At 46.7% G+C, this 22,153-nt stretch carries 18 protein-coding genes; 9 read left to right on the plus strand and 9 right to left on the minus strand.

Annotated elements, in window-relative coordinates; genetic code table 11:
• Positions 1-8: 8 nt before the first annotated feature.
• The gene (locus tag P3C17_RS02085; RefSeq protein WP_300927882.1) at positions 9-752 is read right to left on the minus strand and encodes a ferredoxin--NADP reductase; all 744 of its coding nucleotides are present in this window, start codon (positions 750-752) and stop codon (positions 9-11) included.
• A 133-nt stretch (positions 753-885) separates the two neighbouring features.
• Positions 886-2,955 (minus strand): S9 family peptidase, encoded by a 2,070-nt coding sequence (locus P3C17_RS02090; protein ID WP_300927883.1) that lies wholly within the window; start codon positions 2,953-2,955, stop codon positions 886-888.
• A gap of 203 nt (positions 2,956-3,158) precedes the next feature.
• Between P3C17_RS02090 and P3C17_RS02095 the strand changes: the two genes are divergently transcribed.
• The 4 genes from P3C17_RS02095 to dtd are packed head-to-tail and all read left to right on the plus strand — an operon-like array spanning position 3,159 to position 6,495.
• Complete coding sequence (locus tag P3C17_RS02095; RefSeq protein WP_300927884.1) at positions 3,159-4,193, plus strand: FAD:protein FMN transferase; 1,035 nt, start codon at positions 3,159-3,161, stop codon at positions 4,191-4,193.
• Positions 4,194-4,199: 6 nt separating this feature from the next.
• Positions 4,200-5,090, plus strand: coding sequence for a virulence factor BrkB family protein (locus tag P3C17_RS02100; RefSeq protein ID WP_300927885.1), 891 nt, complete (start codon positions 4,200-4,202; stop codon positions 5,088-5,090).
• Positions 5,087-6,061, plus strand: a complete 975-nt coding sequence (gene pip / locus P3C17_RS02105; protein WP_300927886.1) for a prolyl aminopeptidase — start codon at positions 5,087-5,089, stop codon at positions 6,059-6,061. Before P3C17_RS02100 ends, pip begins: the two co-directional genes overlap by 4 nt.
• On the plus strand, positions 6,058-6,495 hold the full coding sequence (dtd, locus tag P3C17_RS02110; protein WP_300927887.1) for a D-aminoacyl-tRNA deacylase: 438 nt from the start codon (positions 6,058-6,060) through the stop codon (positions 6,493-6,495). The genes pip and dtd overlap by 4 nt, the downstream gene beginning before the upstream one ends.
• On the opposite strand, the gene P3C17_RS02115 is transcribed toward dtd, so the two are convergent.
• On the minus strand, positions 6,473-7,090 hold the full coding sequence (locus tag P3C17_RS02115; RefSeq protein ID WP_300927888.1) for a hypothetical protein: 618 nt from the start codon (positions 7,088-7,090) through the stop codon (positions 6,473-6,475). The genes dtd and P3C17_RS02115 overlap by 23 nt on opposite strands.
• A gap of 35 nt (positions 7,091-7,125) precedes the next feature.
• Here P3C17_RS02115 and P3C17_RS02120 point away from each other — a divergent pair, with 35 nt between their 5' ends.
• Together P3C17_RS02120 and P3C17_RS02125 are read left to right on the plus strand one after the other, a co-directional pair.
• Positions 7,126-8,031, plus strand: coding sequence for a bifunctional GNAT family N-acetyltransferase/hotdog fold thioesterase (locus tag P3C17_RS02120; RefSeq protein ID WP_300927889.1), 906 nt, complete (start codon positions 7,126-7,128; stop codon positions 8,029-8,031).
• A gap of 146 nt (positions 8,032-8,177) precedes the next feature.
• Positions 8,178-8,795: a restriction endonuclease gene (locus P3C17_RS02125; RefSeq protein ID WP_300927890.1), complete on the plus strand. Its 618-nt coding sequence runs from the start codon at positions 8,178-8,180 to the stop codon at positions 8,793-8,795.
• 357 nt (positions 8,796-9,152) lie between these two features.
• Here P3C17_RS02125 and P3C17_RS02130 read toward each other — a convergent pair whose 3' ends face one another.
• The 4 genes from P3C17_RS02130 to hutC all read right to left on the minus strand — a co-directional run bounded on the left by P3C17_RS02130 (position 9,153) and on the right by hutC (position 15,333).
• Positions 9,153-11,180, minus strand: a complete 2,028-nt coding sequence (locus tag P3C17_RS02130) for a methyl-accepting chemotaxis protein (protein WP_300927891.1) — start codon at positions 11,178-11,180, stop codon at positions 9,153-9,155.
• Positions 11,181-11,366: 186 nt separating this feature from the next.
• Positions 11,367-12,902, minus strand: a complete 1,536-nt coding sequence (gene hutH / locus P3C17_RS02135; RefSeq protein WP_233081530.1) for a histidine ammonia-lyase — start codon at positions 12,900-12,902, stop codon at positions 11,367-11,369.
• 16 nt (positions 12,903-12,918) lie between these two features.
• Positions 12,919-14,595: a urocanate hydratase gene (gene hutU, locus P3C17_RS02140; protein WP_300927892.1), complete on the minus strand. Its 1,677-nt coding sequence runs from the start codon at positions 14,593-14,595 to the stop codon at positions 12,919-12,921.
• Between the two features lie 12 nt (positions 14,596-14,607).
• A complete protein-coding gene (gene hutC / locus P3C17_RS02145) occupies positions 14,608-15,333 on the minus strand; it encodes a histidine utilization repressor (protein ID WP_300927893.1) in 726 nt (241 codons plus the stop codon).
• Between the two features lie 137 nt (positions 15,334-15,470).
• Between hutC and hutI the strand changes: the two genes are divergently transcribed.
• On the plus strand, positions 15,471-16,706 hold the full coding sequence (gene hutI / locus P3C17_RS02150) for an imidazolonepropionase (protein WP_300927894.1): 1,236 nt from the start codon (positions 15,471-15,473) through the stop codon (positions 16,704-16,706).
• Between the two features lie 85 nt (positions 16,707-16,791).
• Entirely contained in the window at positions 16,792-18,315 is a 1,524-nt protein-coding gene (locus P3C17_RS02155; protein WP_300927895.1) for a phosphodiesterase, read from the plus strand.
• On the opposite strand, the gene P3C17_RS02160 is transcribed toward P3C17_RS02155, so the two are convergent.
• Both P3C17_RS02160 and rraA read right to left on the minus strand, forming a co-directional pair.
• Positions 18,309-19,340, minus strand: coding sequence for a formimidoylglutamase (locus P3C17_RS02160; RefSeq protein ID WP_300927896.1), 1,032 nt, complete (start codon positions 19,338-19,340; stop codon positions 18,309-18,311). The genes P3C17_RS02155 and P3C17_RS02160 overlap by 7 nt on opposite strands.
• Positions 19,341-19,343: 3 nt before the next feature.
• The gene (gene rraA / locus P3C17_RS02165; protein WP_233081540.1) at positions 19,344-19,829 is read right to left on the minus strand and encodes a ribonuclease E activity regulator RraA; all 486 of its coding nucleotides are present in this window, start codon (positions 19,827-19,829) and stop codon (positions 19,344-19,346) included.
• Positions 19,830-20,100: 271 nt separating this feature from the next.
• Here rraA and P3C17_RS02170 point away from each other — a divergent pair, with 271 nt between their 5' ends.
• Entirely contained in the window at positions 20,101-22,101 is a 2,001-nt protein-coding gene (locus P3C17_RS02170) for a GGDEF domain-containing phosphodiesterase (RefSeq protein WP_300927897.1), read from the plus strand.
• Positions 22,102-22,153: the final 52 nt, after the last annotated feature.

A 22,153-nucleotide genomic window follows, 5' to 3' on the forward strand; every position in this document is an offset into this window, starting at 1 on the left:
TCCGTAGGCTATTTCCAGTATTGCTCTACCGTGATCTGCCCCGGATCGCGGCGTAAATTCTTTTTCAGACCAAGGCTTTCCAGCACGGCTTTGGTTTCTGTAATCATTTGTGGATTACCGCACAACAAGACTTGAGATTGCGTAGCCAGGTTCTGGCCGCAGGTCTTCTGAAGTAAAGCGCTTTGGATTAAATCCGGGATACGTTGCTGCAAAGCGCCCATTGACTTTTCTCTGGTAACTACAGGCTGATAATGCAGTTGCGTACCATACCGCTGCTGAAACTGCCGGATCAGCGGCTGATACACCAATTCAGCTTCAAAGCGCACACTGTGCAGCAGAATAATGGAAGAAAAACGTTGCCATGGGGTCTCTGTGCCCAACATGGACAGATAAGGCCCAATACCAGTGCCGGTGGAGATCAGCCAAAGGTTTTCACCTTCAGGGACTTCATCCAGAATAAAAAATCCGCTGGCAGGCTGGCTGACCTGTACTGTGTCGCCTGGTTTTAATTGCTGCAGCAAAGGCGACAGTAAGCCATCCGCTACAGTGCTGATTAAAAACTCCTGTTCTTTACTGCCCGGGCTATTGAGCAGCGAATAAGCGCGTTGCGCCTTGCCATCTGCAGTATCCAAAGCCAACCGCACAAACTGACCTGCAATAAAGTCGAAGGGCTCTGTTTGCACTTTGATACTGAACAAAGTATCAGTCCAGTGCGTATTTGCTGTTACTGTGCCGTCAAGCCACTGCGCCATAAGTTGCTTCCTGTAAGGCTACTACCTGAATCAAGACTAACAAAACTGTACTTATATACAAGCACAGTGCCGACAGGCTTTTCGCTTGGCAAAAAAAAGCCCGGAAATCCGGGCTTGAGGTGGTGGGGCGCTTTTAGTTTGAGCTGGTTTTGTATTGCTCAAACCAGGCCAGAATATATTCCACTTTAGTGATCATCCGGCTGGGTTTATTGGCGATGCCGTGAGGCGCGCCAGGGATCCGTACCAAAGCTGTATCTACTTTACGAATTTTTAAGGCCTGATAAAACTGCTCAGATTCACTGATGGGTGTGCGTCTGTCATTTTCACCTGTCATCAGCATAGTGGGCGTAGTGACGTTACCGACCAGTGATAAAGGCGAACGTTGCCAGTAATGTTCTACATTTTCCCAAGGCACACCGGGGAATTGGTGGAAGGTTTGGTACAGGTAAGTATCTCCTGTCAGCACTTTACTTAGCCAGTTGATAATAGGTTTAACCACAGCCGCTGCTTTATAACGCTGAGTTAAACCTACTGCATAGGCTGTCGCTATACCACCAGCTGAACCACCAGCGATAAACAGGTTGTCTTTATCGACAAGCCCCAGCTCAATCATCGCATTTACGCCTGAATCATGATCGGCATAGTCTTCAGGCGAGCTGTATTTTCCATGTAACAACATGGCAAAACGTTCACCGTAGGATGAGCTTCCTCTGTGGTTGTCGTAAAACACCACATAACCTTCGGCAGCAAAACGTTGCATCTCAGCGCTGAAATGCGGGCCATAAGCCAGATGTGGGCCGCCGTGAATTTCCAGCATCATTGGGTATTTTTTAGTTGGATCAAAGTCTGGCGGCGTAATGTACCAGCCCTGGATTGGCTCGCCATCAAAAGATGATTTGTAATTAATTTCATGCACTTGCCCGAGCTTTTTATGCCCCAGCAGATCTTCGTTTAACTGAGTTAAAGTGCGGGTTTTGCCATTTACTATCACAGCCACATCGGCCGGACGCTGGGCGTTGCCCTGAGTAAAGGCAATGACTTCGTTAGCGACACTGTATTCGCCACTTAAATAAGGCTGAGGTAAACCAGCGCCTGACACTTGATCCGTCAGTTGCTGCAGCTTGCCTGATAAAGACACCGAAGCGAGCGTACGTTTGCCTTTGTCGTCAAACTGGATCACTAAACTGCCATTATCCAGCCATTGTGGGTTTTCGACGTCACGATCCAGCTCTTTCGTCAGATCTTTTATTTCACCTGAGCGCCAGTCCATCAGTTTCAGCTTGCCATTGGTGTAAGGCACTTTTTCATTATTGCCCCAGACAAATGCCAGATACTTGCCATCGGGCGAAAATACCGCTGAGCTCTCCCGGCCAGCCATAGTGGTCAGTTGTTTTAACTCGCTGCTGGCCAAAGTAAATTGATACAAGTCGCTGTCGCGTGGCTGATATTCCCATTCTTTGTGGGTATTGGCAGAAAAAATCAGCGCTTTACCGTCTGGTGTCCAGCTCAAATCTGAGCCGTAGTTCAAATCACCGCTCGTCAGCTGACGTTCTTTGCCTCCAGTGGCAGGCAACACAAAAAGATGGCGGAACTCTGATTTTAAAAAACCCTGTCCGTCGGCTTGATACTGAGCCCGTTCAATGAGAACAGCTGGTTCTGACCATTTAGCTCCTTCAGGTTTTTTTGGCATTTTGGTGGCTTTGGCAAGCTTAGTCGGCTGAGCCGGCACGTTCATGGTAAAAGCCAGTTGTTCACCATCAGGCGACCAGCTTAAGTTACCCGGGCTTTTAGGCAGTTGACTGACTAAAGCAGTTTTGTTTTCTTTGATGTAATGCACATGGATTTGGCGTGAGCCGGAGCGGTCAGAAATAAAGGCGATACGGCTGCCATCTTCAGACCAGCGTGGGCTGCCATAGTTAAATTGATCAACAAACAAAGGGCTTTGACGGCCGGTTTTTACATCCAATAACCATAAACTGCTGTGGGTGCCGTCTGTCATAATATCGTTGCTGTTGCGCACATACACAACTTGTTTGCCGTCTGGTGATACTTGTGGGTCGTTGGCATATTCCAGCGCAAAAATATCTTCGGATTCAAAGTAGGGGCTGGTTGCAGCGGATGCCAAAACCGGCGCTGCGCAGAGTAATGCAGTACTGGCGATACAGGAATAAATAAAAGGCACAAAGGCCACGGGCTTTTTCATCGGTAAACCTCTTCTGATAAGACAAAGGTTAAACTAACCTGACTCAGGCTATCGCACAATTTAGCAGCGACCAAAACCTGAATTTAAGCGTTCAGTATGTCTGGCTATTCAACCTGAGGCCAGTCACTGCGGCCCTGGCGGCTGGATTTCGCAGCTCATTTTGTTTACACTGGCGCCACCTTTCCCTTGGTTTGTAGTCTTTTATGACGTTAAAAAGTTTCAGTGTTTTGACCCTCCTTCTTGTTGGTTTAGTCGCTTGTAGTCAACCCGATCCGATTCAACGTATTTCAGGCCCTGCTCAGGGCTCCAGTTTTACTGTCAGTTTTTGGACTGAACAGGATCTGGACAGAAGTGGTTTGGAAAAACAGCTAAAAGATGAGCTGGATCGTATCGACCTGCTGATGTCGAATTACAGACCAGACTCTGTGATTGAAGCCTTTAATGCTCAGCAAAGCGACGAGCTGGTAGAAGTTGGTGAAGAACTGGTATTGATGGTGGATATAGCCAAACAAATATCGGCCCAGAGTGAAGGTTGTTACGATTTAACAGTCAAACCTTATTTTGAGCTGTGGGGCTTTCGTGGTGATAAATTAACCAAACCCAGTGCTGAACAAATTCAGGCATTAAAACAAACCATAGGATTAGACAAGGTTAGCAGTGACGGCAGTCGTATGGCGAAACATAGCCCAGGTTTAAGAGTGGATGTGTCCTCGATAGCCCAGGGTTATACAGTTGGCCAACTGGCAAAAATTCTCGATAAGGCGGGTATTCAAAATTATCTGGTAGAAGTTGGGGGCGAACTGGTCAGCAAAGGTAAAAAGCCAGAAGCCAAAGCCTGGCGTGTGGCTATTGAAAAACCTTTGCCTGATTCACAAAAACTACAAAAAATCATCAGCGTGCAGCAAGATGAACCTTTATCTATTATGACCTCAGGCACATATCGGCATTTTTATGATCTGGATGGTGTACGCTACAGTCATGTACTGGATGCCCGCACTGGCACCCCTGTAACCCACAATACGGTGTCGACCACTATTTTGATACCAGACCCAACCTGGGGCGATGCCTGGTCTACCGCCTTTTTATGTATGGGCAGCGAGCAGGGACTGAAAGTGGCTGATGAACTGAAGTTGCCTGTGTTATTTATTGATCAGCAAGGTGCTGATTTTATTGAAAAACCAAGCCAGGCCTTAACTGAAGCTTTAGCTTCAGGTACAGCGTTCAGCTTTGTGGAGTAACACCTGATGGCACAAGGATGGGATAAAGAGAAGCTGCAGCAGTGGCGTTTAAAGGGCAATGATTTTTTAACTTTGTATTTTAAACGTTGCCAACAGGACCAGATCAATGTGATTGGTGGTTATCTGGCCTATATCTCGTTATTGTCCCTGGTGCCTTTTATTGCGGTGATGTTTTCGGTGATGGGCGCTTTTCCTATGTTTGGGGAACTACGCGACCAGCTTGAGGCTTTTTTATATGCCAATGTAGCACCGGCAAAAGGCGACGATTTACGTTTATATATTGCTGGTTTTGTTGAAAATATTGGCAAAATGACAGCTGTAGGTATTGGTGCTTTGGTGCTGGTGGCTTTAATGCTGATCCACAATATCGACAAAACCATCAACAGCATATTCCGCATCAGGAAACGGCCACGACTGATTATTTCGTTTTCGATTTATTGGATGGTGCTGACTTTTGGGCCTATTCTGCTTGGGGCATCCATTGCTGTCACTTCTTATATTCTGTCTTTTTCCAGCCTGGCTGACGGCTACACTCCGGGGTTAAGCAGTGTACTACTGGCACTGACACCTTATGTGTTTTCTATTCTGGCTTTTTTCCTGCTGTATCTGGTAGTGCCTAATGCCAAAGTGCAGTATCACCATGCATTGATTGGCGCAGTAACCGCCAGCGTCATGTTTGAATTGTTAAAGAAAGGTTTTGCTCTTTATATCACTCATTTTCCGTCTTATCAGGCCATTTATGGTGCTTTGGCTTTAGTGCCGATTTTGTTTTTGTGGATTTATCTGGTGTGGCTGGTGGTGTTGTTAGGGGCAGAGTTAACGGCTTTGCTGGAGGAGCGTTATCTGCAGGCCGCTTCTGAAGCAGAAATAGCAGCAGAAAAGGACACTACAGCATGAATACAGCTGCAGCTATAGAGGCTTATGCCACTCAATGGCTGGACACTGCAGATGGACAGCAGATTTATCTGGAGCAAAGTGGTAACCCCCAAGGCATTCCGGTGGTTTATTGCCATGGTGGACCAGGAGGCGGCAGTTCACCTTTTCATCGTCAGCTGTTTGACCCTGCTTTGTATCACATTATTATTTTTGATCAGAGAGGTTGTGGTTTATCCACCCCTGCTTTGCAGTTGGAAAGTAACAGCACTGCGCATTTAATTGCCGATATGGAGCAAATTCGCCAGCATTTGCAGATTCAACGCTGGGTGGTCGCAGGAGGATCCTGGGGCAGTACTTTGGCTTTGGCTTATGGCCAGGCTTATCCTGATCGTTGTTTGGGTTTTATCTTACGTGGCATTTTCCTTGGCCGTCAGCAGGATATAGATTGGTTATACCGTGCTGGTTTTGGTGCCAGTCAGGTTTTTCCTGACTATTATCAGGATTTTATAAAGCCAGTGGCACATCTGTCACATTTAGATATTCTGCAGGCTTATCAATTGCAGCTGCATCATCAAGACGAAAGCATCCGACTAGAGGCCGCTTTGGCCTGGAGTATCTGGGAATCCCGTATTGCTACTTTGTTACCTAATGAATTTTCCCGCAGTGGTGAAATGGATGCCCAGTCGGCTTTAGCTTTAGCCTTGATTGAACATCATTATTTTCAGCATCAGTGTTTTTTTGAGCCGAACCAATTGCTTAATAATATACATAAAATCAGTCATTTACCTTGCCAGATAGTGCATGGTCGTTATGACATGGTATGCAAAGCCGAAAATGCCTTTAGTCTGACTTCGCTTTGGCCTGGTGCAGAATTAAATTGGGTCGTGGATGCCGGACACTCAGCGTCTGAAGTTGGGATCTGCAGCGCCTTATATAAGGCCAGTCTGGAGATGGCTGATGTGTTGCAGGCTGTGGGTGTAAAAGCGCTATGAAAGCCTTGATCCAGCGGGTTAGCTCAGCCAGTGTCACTGTCGAGCAACAGCAGGTCGGTGCAATTAATACCGGCTTATTGGTGTTACTTGGCGTAGAAAAAGACGATACAGAATTACAGTTAAAAAAGCTGGCTGATAAAGTGCTGAAGTACAGAGTGTTTTCCGATGAAAATGGAAAAATGAATTTAAATGTGCAGCAAGCTGGTGGCGCCTTATTGGTGGTATCGCAATTTACCTTAGCAGCAGACACTAATTCAGGCTTAAGACCCAGTTTTTCCACTGCTGCTGTGCCTGAGACGGCGTTGAAGCTGTATCAGGACTTTGTCGCTTATTGCAGAAGTTGTGGTATTGAGGTCGCTACAGGGCAGTTTGGTGCTGATATGCAGGTGGCTTTAGTAAACAACGGCCCTGTCACTTTTCTGTTAGAGACTTAACTTCGTACAGCAGATTCAGATAGCCTTCGATCGGGTGACACTGATAACTTCGTTCCGTCAGCAATGCTTCCAGTTGCTGATGGTATTCAGGTTGTGACAAATTAATCAAAATAGTTCCGCTTTGCTCCAATGTCTTTTGCATCGCCTGCTGCCAGCCGTCAAACAGTGGATAAATATCCCAAAGCACAAAAGACCATTGCTGTTGATTGTTTTTTAGGAAATCCTGGGCAGGCAGGGCTATTAACTCTTCTTTGCCATTCAGGCAAAAAAAACGCAGATAAGCATCAATCACAGTCTGATTCAACTCCACTGTCACCAGTTGAGTGGTTGGCAACACAGTAGCGATAAAACGGTTGATATCACCGCCTCCCAAGCCCAGCTGTAATACAGACTGTGGTTTAAGCTGTTGTAACGAGCGCAGAATAGGCACCAGATGTGGCGAAAGTGTCGCTGCTGGTGCTAACTGGTTCATCTTACTTTGCATGATGCCGTCCAGATAAAGGCATAAAAAAGGCCCTTCTTCCGTCAGCTCCAGCCGGGGCGGACCCGATTGAAACCAGACTAACTGTTGTATAGCGTCAGGTTTTTGTTCCACAATACCCTCAAATCAACTGACTACAGGACGACGACGTGAACTGGCAGCTTAGCGCCCCACAGACTGAAGCTCAATGGTTAGCTTATTATCAATTACGCTGGCACGTCTTAAGAGCTCCTTGGGATCAACCCAAAGGCTCAGAGCAGGATGATTTGGAGGCAGAGTCTTTTCATCGCATGGTGTGCACCGAAGACGGCGAGGTGGTGGCTGTTGGCCGTTTGCATAAAGTAGACGAGCAGACAGCTCAGGTACGTTATATGGCGGTGTCGGATCAATGGCAGGGGCATGGTTTAGGCGCTATGGTGCTACAACAGTTAGAACAGGTGGCGCTGGAGCAGGGCATGCAGCGGATCATTTTGAATGCCCGCGATACGGCTTCAGGTTTTTATCAAAAAGCAGGCTACAGCTACCTTGAACCCGCCAATTCGTTATTTGGTATTGCTCATCATCGTTATGTCAAAATCTTAGGTTTTTCCGCATCCACTGAGCTACTGCAGCAATGGCTGCCAGAACTACAACAAACCTTCTGGCAGAAAATTCCATTGTCGGCTTATATGCAGTTACAGGTGCAGTCGGTAGACAAACATAAAATCTGTTGCGGTGCACCTTTAGATCCCAATATCAACTTACATCACACCATGTTTGCCGGCAGTATTTATACACTGGGTACTTTAACAGGCTGGGGTATGGTCTGGTTGTTATTAAAAGATCAGCAACAGCATGGTGATATCGTACTGGCTGATGCTCATATCCGTTATCTGAAACCTGTTACAGGTGCAGCTGAAGGCCGCTGCTGGCGGCATCAATGCGAACCAGATTTCTCTGCATTGCTACAGCAACGTAAAGCCAGGCTGGATATCAAGGTCGGTATCTTTTGTGATGATATCCAAGTCGCTGTATTTGAAGGTCGTTTTGCGGTATTACCAAAAAAGGCGCCGTAGGGGTGGGGTTTATTCCCGCCCGTCTTTAGTTCGATAAGCCATTGTTTTGATATTGAGATATGTAAAGCAAATATCAGGGTTATTTCAGGTAAAAACTGCTGGCGAATTTGATACTACAGCTATCAAGTCCGTCAGGAGTACCACTAATGAATAATAAATGGTTGATCAGCTCATGTGTTGCGACAGCCGCAGGAATAGTTGCTGGCGCAACCTACCTGTTATTTTCTGAGTATTCAGTTTTATCCGGCAGCCAAAGCTGGGTGTTAAGTTCCACTTGGTCCAGTGTGATGTTATGGCTTTTTGTTTCTATGTTTCTGCTGGCCTTGTTGTTTAACATTCTGGCCTTTCTGGAACTAGAGCGTCAGGAAGAAGTGCTGAATCCGATGTGGTGGCCACAAGGTTATAAGCTCGGACGGCAGCAGCAACAGTTTAAAGAAAACACTCAACTTTTATTGCAGTTCTTTGGCCGTGAAATGGAATCGGTGGAAGACTGTGATTCCCACTTTTTAGTCCGCCGTCAGCAACAGGCTTTATTGCTTTATATCCAACCTGAATTGGATCAGGCGTTAACTGTGGCTCAGGTTCGTTCTGTGTTTCAACAGATGTTATCGCTGAATTGCCAGCGTGGTTTGATTGTCTGCTATCAGAAAATTAATAGCCAGGTACGGCTCTTTGCTGCTGAAGCCGGTATAGAACTTTTTGACCAGCAACGTTTGAAAAAATACATGAATGCTGAAAATTTCGACCAACTGGCGCTGATATAAGGCTGTTATCACGCTATATAAAGCTTTCGTCATGTTTTTATCGCCAAATTTGTCATGATGATCAAGCGTTTACGAATGTTAGACATGGAACGAACAAAGATAACGGATTACACACTTCCTGCCTGGCCAGACACTGTCTGGCCATTTTTTTAACTTTCATTCTGACCCTTTCTGATTTTGCCCTCTGCCCGATTTAAACAACAACCAGATAAAACGACTGTGACTTTGATTTCCAGAACAATAAGCAGGGATTGGTTCACTTGCCGAAAAGAACAGAGCAGCTGAGCTATGCCTTATCACCTGAGACAAAAAGCCAGAGCAATGGCTCTGGCTGATGGTTTTATTAAAAGACGCGTATTAATGTAACTTGAAGCTGCGCACCGCATTTTCCAGTGTGCCGGCTGCGGTAGCAACCTGAGCGCTTTGCTCCAATGTGGAGGTTGCACGTTCAGTACTTTGTTCTGCTAAATCCACCATACTGTGCATGCTGTGTTCTATTGCAGTTCCAAGTTGTAACTGACTGGAGGTAGTGGTGGCAATGTGATCGCTGATTTGATGCATAGCTTCGATAGCATGGTTAATTTCAGCCAAAGCTGTCATCAACTGGCTGTTTTGCGCCACACAGTTATTGGCATCGGTCTGACCTTTTTCAATCGACTTCACCGCATGCATACTTTGCTGTTGCAAGCTGCCAATCATAGTGCGAATTTCATCTGTCGCCTGCTGACTGCGCACAGCTAAAGAACGGACTTCATCTGCGACAACTGCAAAACCACGGCCTTGTTCACCGGCTCTGGCTGCTTCTATGGCGGCGTTTAACGCCAGCAGGTTAGTTTGCTCAGCAATGCCACGAATAGTGGTCAGAATACCGCCTATGTTGTTTGATTCTGCATTGACAGCCTGCATGGTATTGCTGGTGTCATTTAGTTGCTGAGCCAGCTCCTGGATCAGTTTGTTATTGGCGGCTGATACCTGATCAATTTGCTGACTTTGGTTTAACGCCAGCTGCATTTGGTGCTGCGCCTGATCTGCTTGTTCGGCGATTTGGTGAGTATTGGTGGCCAGTTGTTGAGTGATACCGTTTACTTCCGCCACCTGGTGATGCTGAGTACTTAAAGCCTGATGAATAGCGCTGACTTCCTGACTTGATAAACGGGCACTTTGGTTCAGCTCCAGCACCCCTTGTTGTATTTGCTCAATTAACTGGCGTAAGGCTTTAATCAACGTATTCACATTGGCGGATAACTCACCAAATTCATCGTCAGAGTTAATAGTCAGTTCGCGGCTTAAATCGCCTTGTGCGATACGATCAAGCACTCTGTTGATACCGGACAAAGGCGTGATCATGGCTTTGATGGTCAGATAAGCTGCGCCTACGGCTAAGCCAACCAAAACAATCAGCATAATCACAGCGCGGATAGTGCCGGAGTTTAACGCTGAGGACAGATCCTGCTGTAACGAATTAAACTGGCTGTCAGCCTGGCCTATCATTTGATCTAAAGCGGCTACAGCCTGGGTGACTTGCTGCTCGGACAGGTCCAGTTGTTGCCGTGCCGCTTGCAGTTGTTTCACCTGCAACAGTTTAATGCTGACCAGGTTATTTGTACCTTCCACTCTGGTTTTTGCTTCATCCAGCTGAGTTAAAAAATCCTGCCAAAAGTCTTGTGCACCCACTTGTTTGACTATATTGGCGATGTAATCCAGATTACCTTGCATATCACTAAAGGCAAAACCTAAGTTCTCCTGACTACTGGCCAGTTGCTCCGGATCTGTCATAGCGGCAATTTCACGTACTGTTTTCAGCAAGCCTAAGAGCTGACCATCCACCCGACCCGCAGCTCCTTCCAGTAATTCCATTTGTGATGTTTTACCCGGCGCCTCCAAAAAGGAGATATCCACTAAGGTAGCGCCAGCGGCATCAATCAGGTTTTCCAGCTCTTTCAGTTCCGCCGTTGCCTGCTCACCCTGTGTTATGGCTTCTAAACGGGCTTTAAACAGTTGTTCAACAGCTTGTTGATAGGCCTGATACGTTTGCTGAGCTTCAGCTAAAGGCTTTTGTAACGTAGGTTCTTTGGCAACTAAAGGCGTCAGACTGGCCATTCTGTTGCGATAAACCTCGGCCGCCTGAGTAAATTCATTCTGATAACTCTTAATTTTGCGGGCATCTTCGGCTGTGTAACCCAAAGCAGATAACTTGGCGAGTTTGAGTAACTGAATTTGCGCCATATTGCTTTGCTGTTGCACAGGTACAGCAGTTTCGTTCATTTGACCGCTGGTGCTGTTTACTACGGCAAAACTCCAGAGCGAGGATAAGCTGGCGACTAATAACAGCAAGGCAATAAAGCCAAAGCCCAGATAAATTTTATGTGCAACCCGAAGTTTCATAGGATTATTCCAACAGCTGTTATGGTTTTAGTATTGGTTAGAATGCGATAGATAGAAAATCGACAGCTGAAACTAACAAAGTTTTTTCAACTGGTCCAGCCAGATTGGTGCAAATTTATTCAATGCAGATAAAAAAAGAGCACCAACTTGGTGCTCTTTGTTAGAAAGTGTAATTAAACTAATGGTTTAGAAGCTGCTTAGTAAATTAGCTGGTAGTAAAGTATTTAAGCTGCCATGACGCAAGAGTTCAGCGGCTTTTTCGATATCAGGTGCAAAGTAGCGGTCAACATCATAAAAGCTAACTTCCTGACGTAATACGGCTTTGGCTTGTTCTACCGCAGCTGCGCCCTTAAGTGGTGCACGGAAGTCTAAACCCTGAGCTGCCGCCAGATATTCTACGGCTAACACGCCTAAAGTATTTTCTGCCATATCCGCTAAACGACGGGCGGCAAAAGTGGCCATAGAGACATGGTCTTCCTGGTTGGCGGAAGTAGGTAAGCTGTCCACAGAAGCCGGATGCGCCAGAGATTTATTCTCTGAAGCCAAAGCTGCTGCTGTGACCTGAGCAATCATAAAGCCGCTGTTTACGCCACCGTTATTGACTAAAAAGGCCGGTAACTTGCTTAAATGCGAGTCGATTAAAAGTGCCATACGGCGCTCTGAAATGGACCCAATTTCAGCAATAGCCAAAGCCAGATTATCGGCCGCCATAGCCACAGGTTCGGCGTGGAAGTTACCACCAGAGATAATGTCATCTTCAGCAGCAAACACCAGCGGGTTGTCGGTCACGCCGTTGGCTTCTACCAATAACACAGAAGCAGCAAAACGGATTTGAGCTAAGCAGGCACCCATCACCTGAGGCTGGCAACGCAAGCTGTATGGGTCTTGTACTTTTTCACAGTCGATATGTGACTCGGCAATTTCTGAGCTCTCACCTAATAAATGGCGGTAAATCAGAGCTGCATCTATCTGGCCTTGCTGACCACGCACTGCATGAATACGGGCATCAAAAGGCGAGCGGCTACCCATAGCGGCTTCCACACTCATAGCGCCAATGACAGAACCTGCTGCATATAAGTCTTCAGCGCGGAACAAACCTTCCAAAGCAAAAGCAGTGGACGCCTGAGTACCGTTTAATAACGCCAGACCTTCTTTTGCCGCTAAAGTAATAGGCTCTAAACCCGCTATGGCTAAACCTTCTTTGGCGGAGTAAATCTGACCTGCGATGCACACTTCGCCTTCACCTATTAAAGGCAACACCATATGAGATAAAGGGGCTAAATCGCCTGAAGCACCGACTGAGCCTTTTTTCGGAATACAAGGGTAGACACCCGCATTGACCAGTTTAATCAGCGCGTTGATCACTAAAGGACGTACACCTGAATAACCACGGGCTAAGGAGTTAATTTTCAGTACCAGCATTAAACGTACCGTGCTGTCGTCCATCAGATCGCCAAAACCGGCAGCGTGCGATAAAACGATAGAACGTTGCAGCGTTTCCAGTTTGTCCTGATCAATTTTGGTATTAGCCAATAAACCAAAACCAGTATTGATGCCGTACACAGTGCGGTTTTCTGCGACAATTTTGGCCACTGTCGCAGCTGAAGCTTCAATAGCAGGTAAAGCGGCTGGATCTAAAGTCACAGTCACTGCATGTTGTTGCACCTGACGCAGTTGCGCCAGAGTCAGTTCACCTGGGGTAATGGTTAAAGCGTAAGTCATGTTCTTATCCTTCAAATTAGTTCTGGTTGATCATTGGCAGATCAAGGCCTTGTTCACGGGCGCAGTTTTTCGCTATGTCATAACCTGCATCAGCATGACGCATCACGCCAGTGCCTGGGTCATTCCACAAAACACGGCCTAAACGGCGCGATGCTGCCTCTGTACCATCGGCTAAAATAACCACACCAGAATGCTGGCTGTAACCCATACCCACACCACCACCGTGGTGCAAGGACACCCAGGTTGCGCCGCCTGCAGTATTTAACAGCGCGTTTAATAACGGCCAATCAGATACAGCGTCTGATCCATCCATCATGGCTTCAGTTTCACGGTTTGGACTGGCAACAGAGCCTGAGTCTAAATGGTCACGGCCAATGATAATCGGAGCTTTGAGTTCGCCATTTTTCACCATGTCGTTAAACGCTAAAGCAATGCGGGCGCGGTCTTTTAAACCAATCCAGCAAATACGGGCCGGTAAACCCTGGAACTTAATACGTTCACGCGCCATGTCCAGCCAGCGGTGTAAATGTGGATTGTCCGGGATCAGCTCTTTGACTTTAGCGTCAGTTTTGTAGATATCTTCCGGATCGCCTGATAGCGCAACCCAGCGGAATGGACCTATGCCCTCACAAAACAATGGGCGGATATAAGCAGGCACAAAACCAGGGTAATCAAAGGCGTTAGCAACCCCCATATCGAGCGCCATCTGGCGGATATTGTTGCCATAATCCACAGCAACAGCGCCTTTGCTTTGCATATCCAAAGTAGCTTGCACCTGTATAGCCATTGAGGCTTTTGCTGCCTGAACTACTGCAGTTTCGCTTTCAAGGCGGCGCTCTTTGGCTTGCTCCATAGTCCAGCCTTGTGGCAGGTAACCATTTAACGGGTCGTGCGCTGAGGTTTGGTCAGTCACTACATCAGGAATAATGTTGCGGGCAACTAATTCAGCGAAGATATCAGCAGCATTGCCTAACAAGCCGATAGATGTGGGTTTGCCTGATGCTTTGGCTGCTTCTAATTGAGCCAAAGCTTCATCCAGGTTGTAAGCTTTTTGGTCAACATAACCAGTGCGTAAGCGAAAATCGATACGTGACTCGTCCACTTCACAGGCAATCATATGAAAACCAGCCATAGTGGCCGCTAATGGCTGAGCGCCACCCATGCCACCTAAACCACCGGTAAGAACCCACTTGCCGTTTGGCTCGCCAGCAAAATGCTGTTTGGCGATGGCAACAAAAGTCTCGTAGGTACCCTGAACTATGCCCTGAGTACCAATGTAGATCCAGGAACCCGCAGTCATCTGGCCGTACATCATCAGACCTTGTTTATCCAGCTCGTTAAAGTGTTCCCAGTTCGCCCAGTTTGGCACCAGGTTCGAGTTGGCCAATAGCACACGAGGTGCGTCCGGGTGAGTCGGGAATACACCTACAGGTTTACCGCTTTGGATCAATAAGGTTTGATCGTCGTTTAATCTGTCCAGTACTTCGACAATTTTGTCATAACAAGCCCAATCACGAGCTGCACGACCAATACCACCGTACACCACCAATGAAGTAGGGTGCTCTGCTACTTCAGGATCGAGGTTATTCATCAACATACGTTTGGCGGCTTCGGTCTGCCAGCTCTTGGCAGTAATTTCGCTGCCGCGTGCGGCGCGGATCACGCGGCTTGGGTCTAAACGTGGATTGCTCATAGGATTATCTCTTTAAGTCTTAGGGTGGATAGTCAGGTGTCCGCCTAGACGATAGCGGCTGCCTGCAGAGGTCAGATAGGCAAAACTGACAGCGCCACCCCGGCTAAAGGTACGGCGTGTCAGGCGTAAACAAGGTTCAGACGATGGTATTTTTAAATGCAGGCGGGTTAAATCGTCCGGCAATACGGCTTCCACTATATGCTCGGCGTCTGTCAGTGGTGCCACAGCACTTAAGTATTCATGTGGGGTTTGCAGCACAAAGTCCTGAGCTAAATAATCAGGCACTTGCTCTGGATTCACATAACGGGCTTCCAGTTGCAGCGGCTGCTGGTTTTCATAATGCACAATCAATGAAAAAAACACCGGCGCATTGCGGCTTAAACCTAAAGCTGTGGCGACCACAGCAGGGCAAGGCAAACTGGTCAGTTGCACCAGTTCGGCTTTATGAAAATGACCACGGCGCTGAATTTCATCGGCAATATTACGAATTTCCAGCAAGGATGATTGCGACTTAGGAGAGGCGACAAAACTGCCAACGCCCTGAGTGCGGTACAACACCCCTTGTTCGGTTAATTCCTGCAAAGCACGGCGTGCAGTCATGCGGCTGACGGCAAACTGAGTCGCCAGCTCGTTTTCCGATGGAATACGGCTATGCTCAGGCCAGGCCGCAGTTTCTACCTGACTCAAAATATAATCTTTGATAGTGGCAAACTTCTTTTGCCCTGAACTGTTTTCCATGACCGGTTTGACGCCTTGAGGTTAATGCAGAGAAAAATAGCTGAATTTGGTTGTATATACAAGTTGATCGGGTAGAATTAATTTCAGGCACAAAAAATTAAACGAAGCAGAGCCACAAGCCAGGCTGAGGATTAACAATGCAAGTCTTTGATGCAATTTGGATTAATGTCAATTTAGCTACCATGACTGATAATGGTCAGCCTTATGGTGCTATTCCCAATGGCGCTTTGGCAGTCAAAGACGGCCGTATTGCCTGGCTTGGCCCTAAAGCAGAATTGCCGGAAACCGATTTGTTATCTACTCCTTTGTATGATGGTAAAGGTCAATGGTTACTACCGGGTTTTATCGACTGTCATACCCATTTGGTGTATGCCGGTAGCCGCGCCAATGAATTTGAAATGCGTTTAAATGGCGCGACTTATCAGCAAATCGCAGAGGCGGGTGGTGGTATTAAATCCACTGTGGCCGCCACCCGGGCCGCCAGCCATGAAGACTTGTTTGTGCTGAGTAAACAGCGCTTAAATGCCCTGTTGAGTCAGGGCGTGACTACTGTAGAAATCAAATCAGGTTATGGTTTGGATCTGGAAACAGAGCAAAAAATTCTGGAAGTAGCAGCAGAGCTTGATCGTACTCATCCTGTTGATATTCAGAAAACCTTTTTAGGTGCTCATGCGTTGCCTTTGGAATATGCCGGACGGCCTGATGACTATATGCAGCTGGTGGTGGAACAAATGTTACCCCAATTGCATCAACTGGGCTTAGTTGATGCGGTTGATGTATTTTGTGAAGGTATAGGTTTTTCAGTAGAACAAAGTCGTTTGTTATTTGAAAAAGCCAAAGCTTTAGGTGTACCTGTGAAAGCTCATGCCGAGCAGTTATCGCATTTAGGTGGTGCCAGTTTAGTGGCTGAATTCAGTGGTTTATCTGCGGATCATATTGAATATCTACAAGAACAAGACGTGCTGGCCATGAAAGCGGCCGGTACTGTGGCCGTGGTATTACCCGGTGCTTTTTACTTTTTGCGCGAAACCAAATTGCCACCTTTTGATCTGTTGCGTAAACATCAGGTGCCTATGGCGATTTCCACTGACTTAAACCCAGGCACGTCGCCTTTCTGTAATTTGCCTTTAATGCTGAATATGGCCTGCACTTTATTCCGTTTTACGCCGGAAGAGGCGATAGCTGGTGTAACCCGGCATGCAGCAGCTGCTTTGGGCATGGCTGACAGAGGTACTTTGGCTGCAGGCCAGCAAGCCGATTTTGGGCTGTATCAAATCAGCCAGCCGGCAGAGCTTTGTTATCAGTTTGGCGTCAGCACTTTAACTCAGTTGGTCAAAGCGGGGCGGGACGTCAATCTGCGTGGACTGAGCTAACTTTACAAGGCAGAAAAACAGAGTAATCTTAAGATCTTATCTGATCTGTTGAGTGTCAGCTGTGTTGTTACCTTTGCGGTCTGTTTTGTCTGTTGTATTACTGACCAGCTCTGCTCCTGTTTTGGCCCAGAGTCTGGCAGGCCAACCTTTGTTTTATATTGTGCTGCTGTTAGCTGCGCTGGTTTTGCTGTTGGCTGGCTGGATTCTGGTACTGAAAAAACGTTTGACGCAGCAAAAACCAGCAGAGAAGCAAGCTAAGCCCAAGGACCTGTCTTTTTTATCTTTGCATGATGATACCAGTGGTTTGCCGAATAAATTGCAGTTACAGCAGCAGTTTGAACTTTGGTGTCGCAGTCATCCCAATCAAAAAGCATCCTTGCTGCTATTAAAAATTCAGAACTTTGAACGGGTCAATCAGGCGCTGGGTCATCAGAATGCTAACTTAGTGTTGTTGCAAATAGCGCAGCGTATTAATACTGCAGTGCAACCTGATCAGGAACTGCTGGTGTTGGAGCAACAAGCTAAACAAAACAGCAAAGTAGCTCATTTAGGTGGGGTAGATTTTGTGCTTTGGGTAGATGCCAGCACCCGTCAACATGCAGCTGAACAAATTGCCCGCCGTCTGGAACACAATGTTCCTGAAGCCTTACTCATTCATGGTTGTGCTGTGGAGTATCAACTGAAAAGTGGTATTGCGCATTATCCGCAGCATGGAGAATTGTTATCTGATTTGATTGATCGTGCTCATCTTGCGATGCAAAACCGGCAATGGGCACAGGCCAGCTCACAAGTCTTTCATCCGGATCTGATCAGTTACAACAATGACAAATTGGGTTTAATGGCTGAGCTGCGTCATGCCATCAGTCAGCAACAATTGAAACTACATATCCAGCCACAAATTGTCCTAAGTTCACGCCAGGTTGTGGCTGGTGAAGTGTTAGTGCGCTGGCATCATCCTCGCCGCGGCTTGCTGGGACCCACTGAGTTTTTAGAACTTGCCGAACAAATGGGAGTCATTTATCCMTTGACTCAATGGGTACTGGAAAAGGCTGTGATGACCTTAGCTGAACTGGCGCAGCAAGAGATCCATTGCAAAATAGCAGTGAATATTTCCAGTAAAGATTTGCTGCAGGATGAACTGGTAGACAGCTTAGAACTGATGCTCAAACGCTACAAAGTGAAGCCTTCACAGCTGGTATTGGAGCTCAAAGAAAGTGCTTTAGTGGCCGAACCTGACAAAGCCATGCGGATGCTCAAGCATCTGGCTCAACTTGGAGTAGAACTGGCGCTGGACGATTTTGGCACTGGATTCTCTTCCTTAGCCTATCTGCGGGAATTACCTATCAGTCAGGTGAAAGTAGATTGTTCCTTTATTTTTGATTTACACCGCTCCGATACCCACACAGCTATTACAGGTGCCATTATTGATATGGCAAAAAATATGAATTTCATCGTAGTAGCCGAAGGTATTGAGCAGCCCGAAGTGGAGCAAAAACTGATTGCTATGGGCTGTGCCAGAGGGCAAGGCTATTTATATGCCAAGCCCTTTGCATTGGATGCTTTCCCTGACTGGGTAAAACAGTGGAGCTACAGCAAGGCGACTTACTGAGCCTTACCAAACAAAAAAGCACAAACTAAAGCTGTTAAGATTTGGCCTGCATCATTCATACCTGCAGCTAAACCCGCCGGATGCTGAGCCGGAGCTGCTTCAGCCAGGTGTAAATAACGACTTTGAGGCTGGCTTGCCAACAGATAAACAAAATGTTCGGCTTGTTGCACTGACACACCGCAGCTGTTGTAAGCACTGACCGGCATGCCAGTAATAGCGTCTGTATCCAGCTCTATACCAAAGACTTGTTGTGGATCTCGTTGACTTAACCACAGCTTCAGCAGTTCTGGCCAAGCGGCTTGCTCACGGACAAACAGCTGTTGATAACTCAACACATCCACACCAGCCGATTTAATTTGCGCTAAGGAGCTGGCAGAGTTTTTCAGCTCATGCAAACCCATCACCAGATAATGTTGCAGATGCCCCTGAGCTTTGGCGTAACTAAAACCATTGCCGCTATGGCGTCCTTCAAGTAAACGAAAATCAGCATGAGGATCGAGGTTAATGCAATTGACTGGCTGTTGTGCACTTTTGGCTAAAGCGCTCAGCAGTGGCAGGCTGTTGTTATGACCCCCACCTATAACAATAGGCGTTAAAGCTGCATCGAAAATAGCCAACAATACAGGCTCTAAACGTAAATCAATCTCTGCGCAGAGGGTACGTAAGGTCGCGACATCGGCATTTTGGCTTTGCTGTTGCAGGTCGGCGCAGTTCAGCTCACCCAGCACCAGTAGTTGTGAGCCGTCTAAAAAATCGTTTTGTTGTAAGTTAATAAACTTACGGATGAAAGCCTGCCAGCCAAGTTCAGCACCACCTTGCCCTAAGTTAGCGCGTGGCCCAATATCTTCAGGCACCCCCAACAGTACAAAAGCGCAGCCTTGTTGTTTCGCCTGCGCCAAAGCTTCAGCTAAAGGCAAAACTGGATCCGGATAAGACACAACCTGACCTAAACGGGTTTCACCTTCACGCTGTTGTTGAAAGGCCGCCAAAGAGGCGGCCTGATAGCGAATGACAGTATCACTCATTTGTTATTCCAGATCTAAAGGCTCAGGTGACAAAATAATACCTGTATTGTCAGCATACAGATGATCACCAGGTAAGAAGGTTACTCCGCCAAAATTAACAGGAATTTCGTGTTCACCAAAACCACGATCGTCAGCGCCCACTGGAATAGCGTTCACCGCCTGAATACCAATATCAAAGTCTTCCAGTGTATCAACGTCCCGCACACTGCCGTAACAGACAATGCCTTCCCAACCGTTGGCTGCAGCTATAGAAGCTAACTCGCCATCAATCAAAGCGCGGCGGGCAGAACCACCACCGTCAACCAATAACACTTTACCTACGCCAGGTTCAGCTAAAGCCTGACGAATTAAACCGTTGTCTTCAAAGCATTTAATCGTCTGGATTGTGCCACCAAAAGAACGGCGGCCACCGTAGTTGGCGAAAATGGGCTCAACCACATCGATCATGTCTGCATAGAGGTCACATAATTCCGAAGTGTTATATTCCATGTTGTGCTCCAAAGGTTAAGTCTTTGATCAAAAACACAGTATACCCGTCTCACCTGAAGCTGCAAGGCTGTTCACTGCGCAGTATCACCGCAAATTCAATTACTTTGACCCTCGAACAGAAGCTATAACAAAGTTACGGCCTGAATTTTTTGTTTTCACAGCGCCAGCCGCATATTCAACTATTCTTTCACTGCTTGATTGTGACTCTGGATTGCCAGTGTTAAGGTGACTTTGCTACCTTAATTGAAGTTGTTTAATCAGGATCTCGCCTTTGAGTTCAGAGCTGTTAGCCCGTACCTTGTTACACCTGACGCAGATAGGGTTTGCTATCACCCTCTCTGCTTTACTTTGGTATTTCTTCAGGATCTATCAACGTAACTACCTGAAATCCTGGGCTATAGCTTTTTGTTGTTTCACTGCCTATGCAACCTTTGTTCTGGTGGATGTGTTCTGGCGACCTGTATTTGCCGCTGCCTGGTTGGGGCAGATGGTTAAATTTTTATTAATTTGTTTTTGTTATGGCTTCGCCGTTTGGATCCTCGTTGGGGTTTTTGAAGCGGTAAAACAGCAGCGCCTTGCTGCCAGAAAGGTAAACCAGTTGTTGTTGCTGGTGACAGGGATTTCATTTCTGTCTGTCGTTCCTTTTCTTTTGTTTGAGCAATTACAAGACTGGGTTGTTTATCTGCAACTCTACATGCGACTTTTGCTGATTGGTGCTGCTTTATGTGTGGCTGGATTCTGGTTGTGGAGTTTAACTAAGCTTATTTTTGCCACTAAAGTGGTTGCCAGCGCAATGTTGGCCTGGGGTCTGCTGTTTTTAGGCAGTGCCAGCACTATAGTCTGGCAAAAAACTGAAGTTGATTATTATCAGGTTGCTATGTATTTCAAGCATCTGGAGCTGCTGATCCAGGTGATTTTAGGTTTAGGACTGATCATCTGGTTACAGGAAGATGAGCGCAGTACCAATCAGCAATTGACGGCTAAAACTCAGTATCTGGATAGTCATGACCCATTAACCGGGGCTTTAAATCGTGATGCTTTGTTACGTGAGTTAGCCTTGTTGTTGCAGAACAATGCCGCCTTAACTTTGCTGATGATTGGTTTAGATAGTTTTAAAGTGGTGAATGAGTCTGTTGGTTTAAAGCAAGGCGATCGTATTTTGCGTGAAGTAAACCGGCGTTTTGAATCTTCAATTGTGAAACCCCGATTAATAGCCCGCACTGGAGGTGATATCTTTGCTTTGGTGCTTGATGACTGCAGCACTGACCGACAGAAGCTGTTTGCTTTACAGCATCTGGAGCAACTAATTGAAAAACCTTTTACCACAGACAATGGCCTGATTAAGCTGACAGCCAGTATAGGTTTAGCCTGTGCGCCACAACATGCAGTAGAAGCCGATCTGTTGCTGCAAAAAGCCAATATTGCCTTCCATCACTGTAAACGTCAGCAGCAGCGCTGCACTTTTTATCAGCCTGGGATGGAAGAAGAATCAGCCCGTTTGCTCAGCCTGGAAAAAGACTTACTGCTGGCTTTGGAGCAGGATCAATTTATCTTTTATTTCCAGCCGCAATGGGATCTTCGCGAACAAAGAATTGAGGCTTTTGAAGCTTTAGTGCGCTGGGAGCATCCGCAAAAAGGCTTACTGATGCCTGGTCAATTTTTACCTTTAGTGGAGCAAGTCGGATTAAGCAAAGATCTGGATTTATTACTGCTGGAAAAAGCCGTTAGCACTTTAGCTGAGTGGAAAAAGCAGGGGATTAACAGCATTCCCATAGCGGTAAATATGTCACCTGTGCATTTTCAGGTCGATGGTTTAAAAGGACGGATTCAACAGTTATTGCTGAAGTATCAGGTATCACCAGCAGTGCTGGAGCTTGAGATCACAGAAAATACCGCCATGGGGGATATGGAAAAAGGCTCTAACTACATCAATGAGTTACAGCAAATGGGTATTCGTGTATCGATAGACGATTTTGGCACTGGTTATTCATCTTTGGGGTATTTACGCAAAATGCCAATCGACAAAATTAAAATTGATCGCAGTTTTGTCACTGATATGGCTGCCAACGACTCAGATATGATGATAGTTAAAACCATGATTACCCTGGCTCATGGTTTGGGTAAACGTATTCTGGCGGAGGGGGTGGAAACTGAAACTCAGTTGCAGTTGTTACGCACTTTAGCCTGCGATGCCATTCAGGGCTATTTATTGTCGAAACCTTTGCCTGAAGCAGAAGCTCTGGCCTTACTCAATGGCTGTGCTCTGTCTTAGTCATTCATCTGTTGTCATGTTTTTGTCACTAAGCCACTTTAAGCTGCATAAG

Origin of the sequence: Rheinheimera sp. 1928-s, from assembly GCF_029269265.1 — a bacterium.
Taxonomy (GTDB): Bacteria; Pseudomonadota; Gammaproteobacteria; order Enterobacterales; family Alteromonadaceae; genus Pararheinheimera.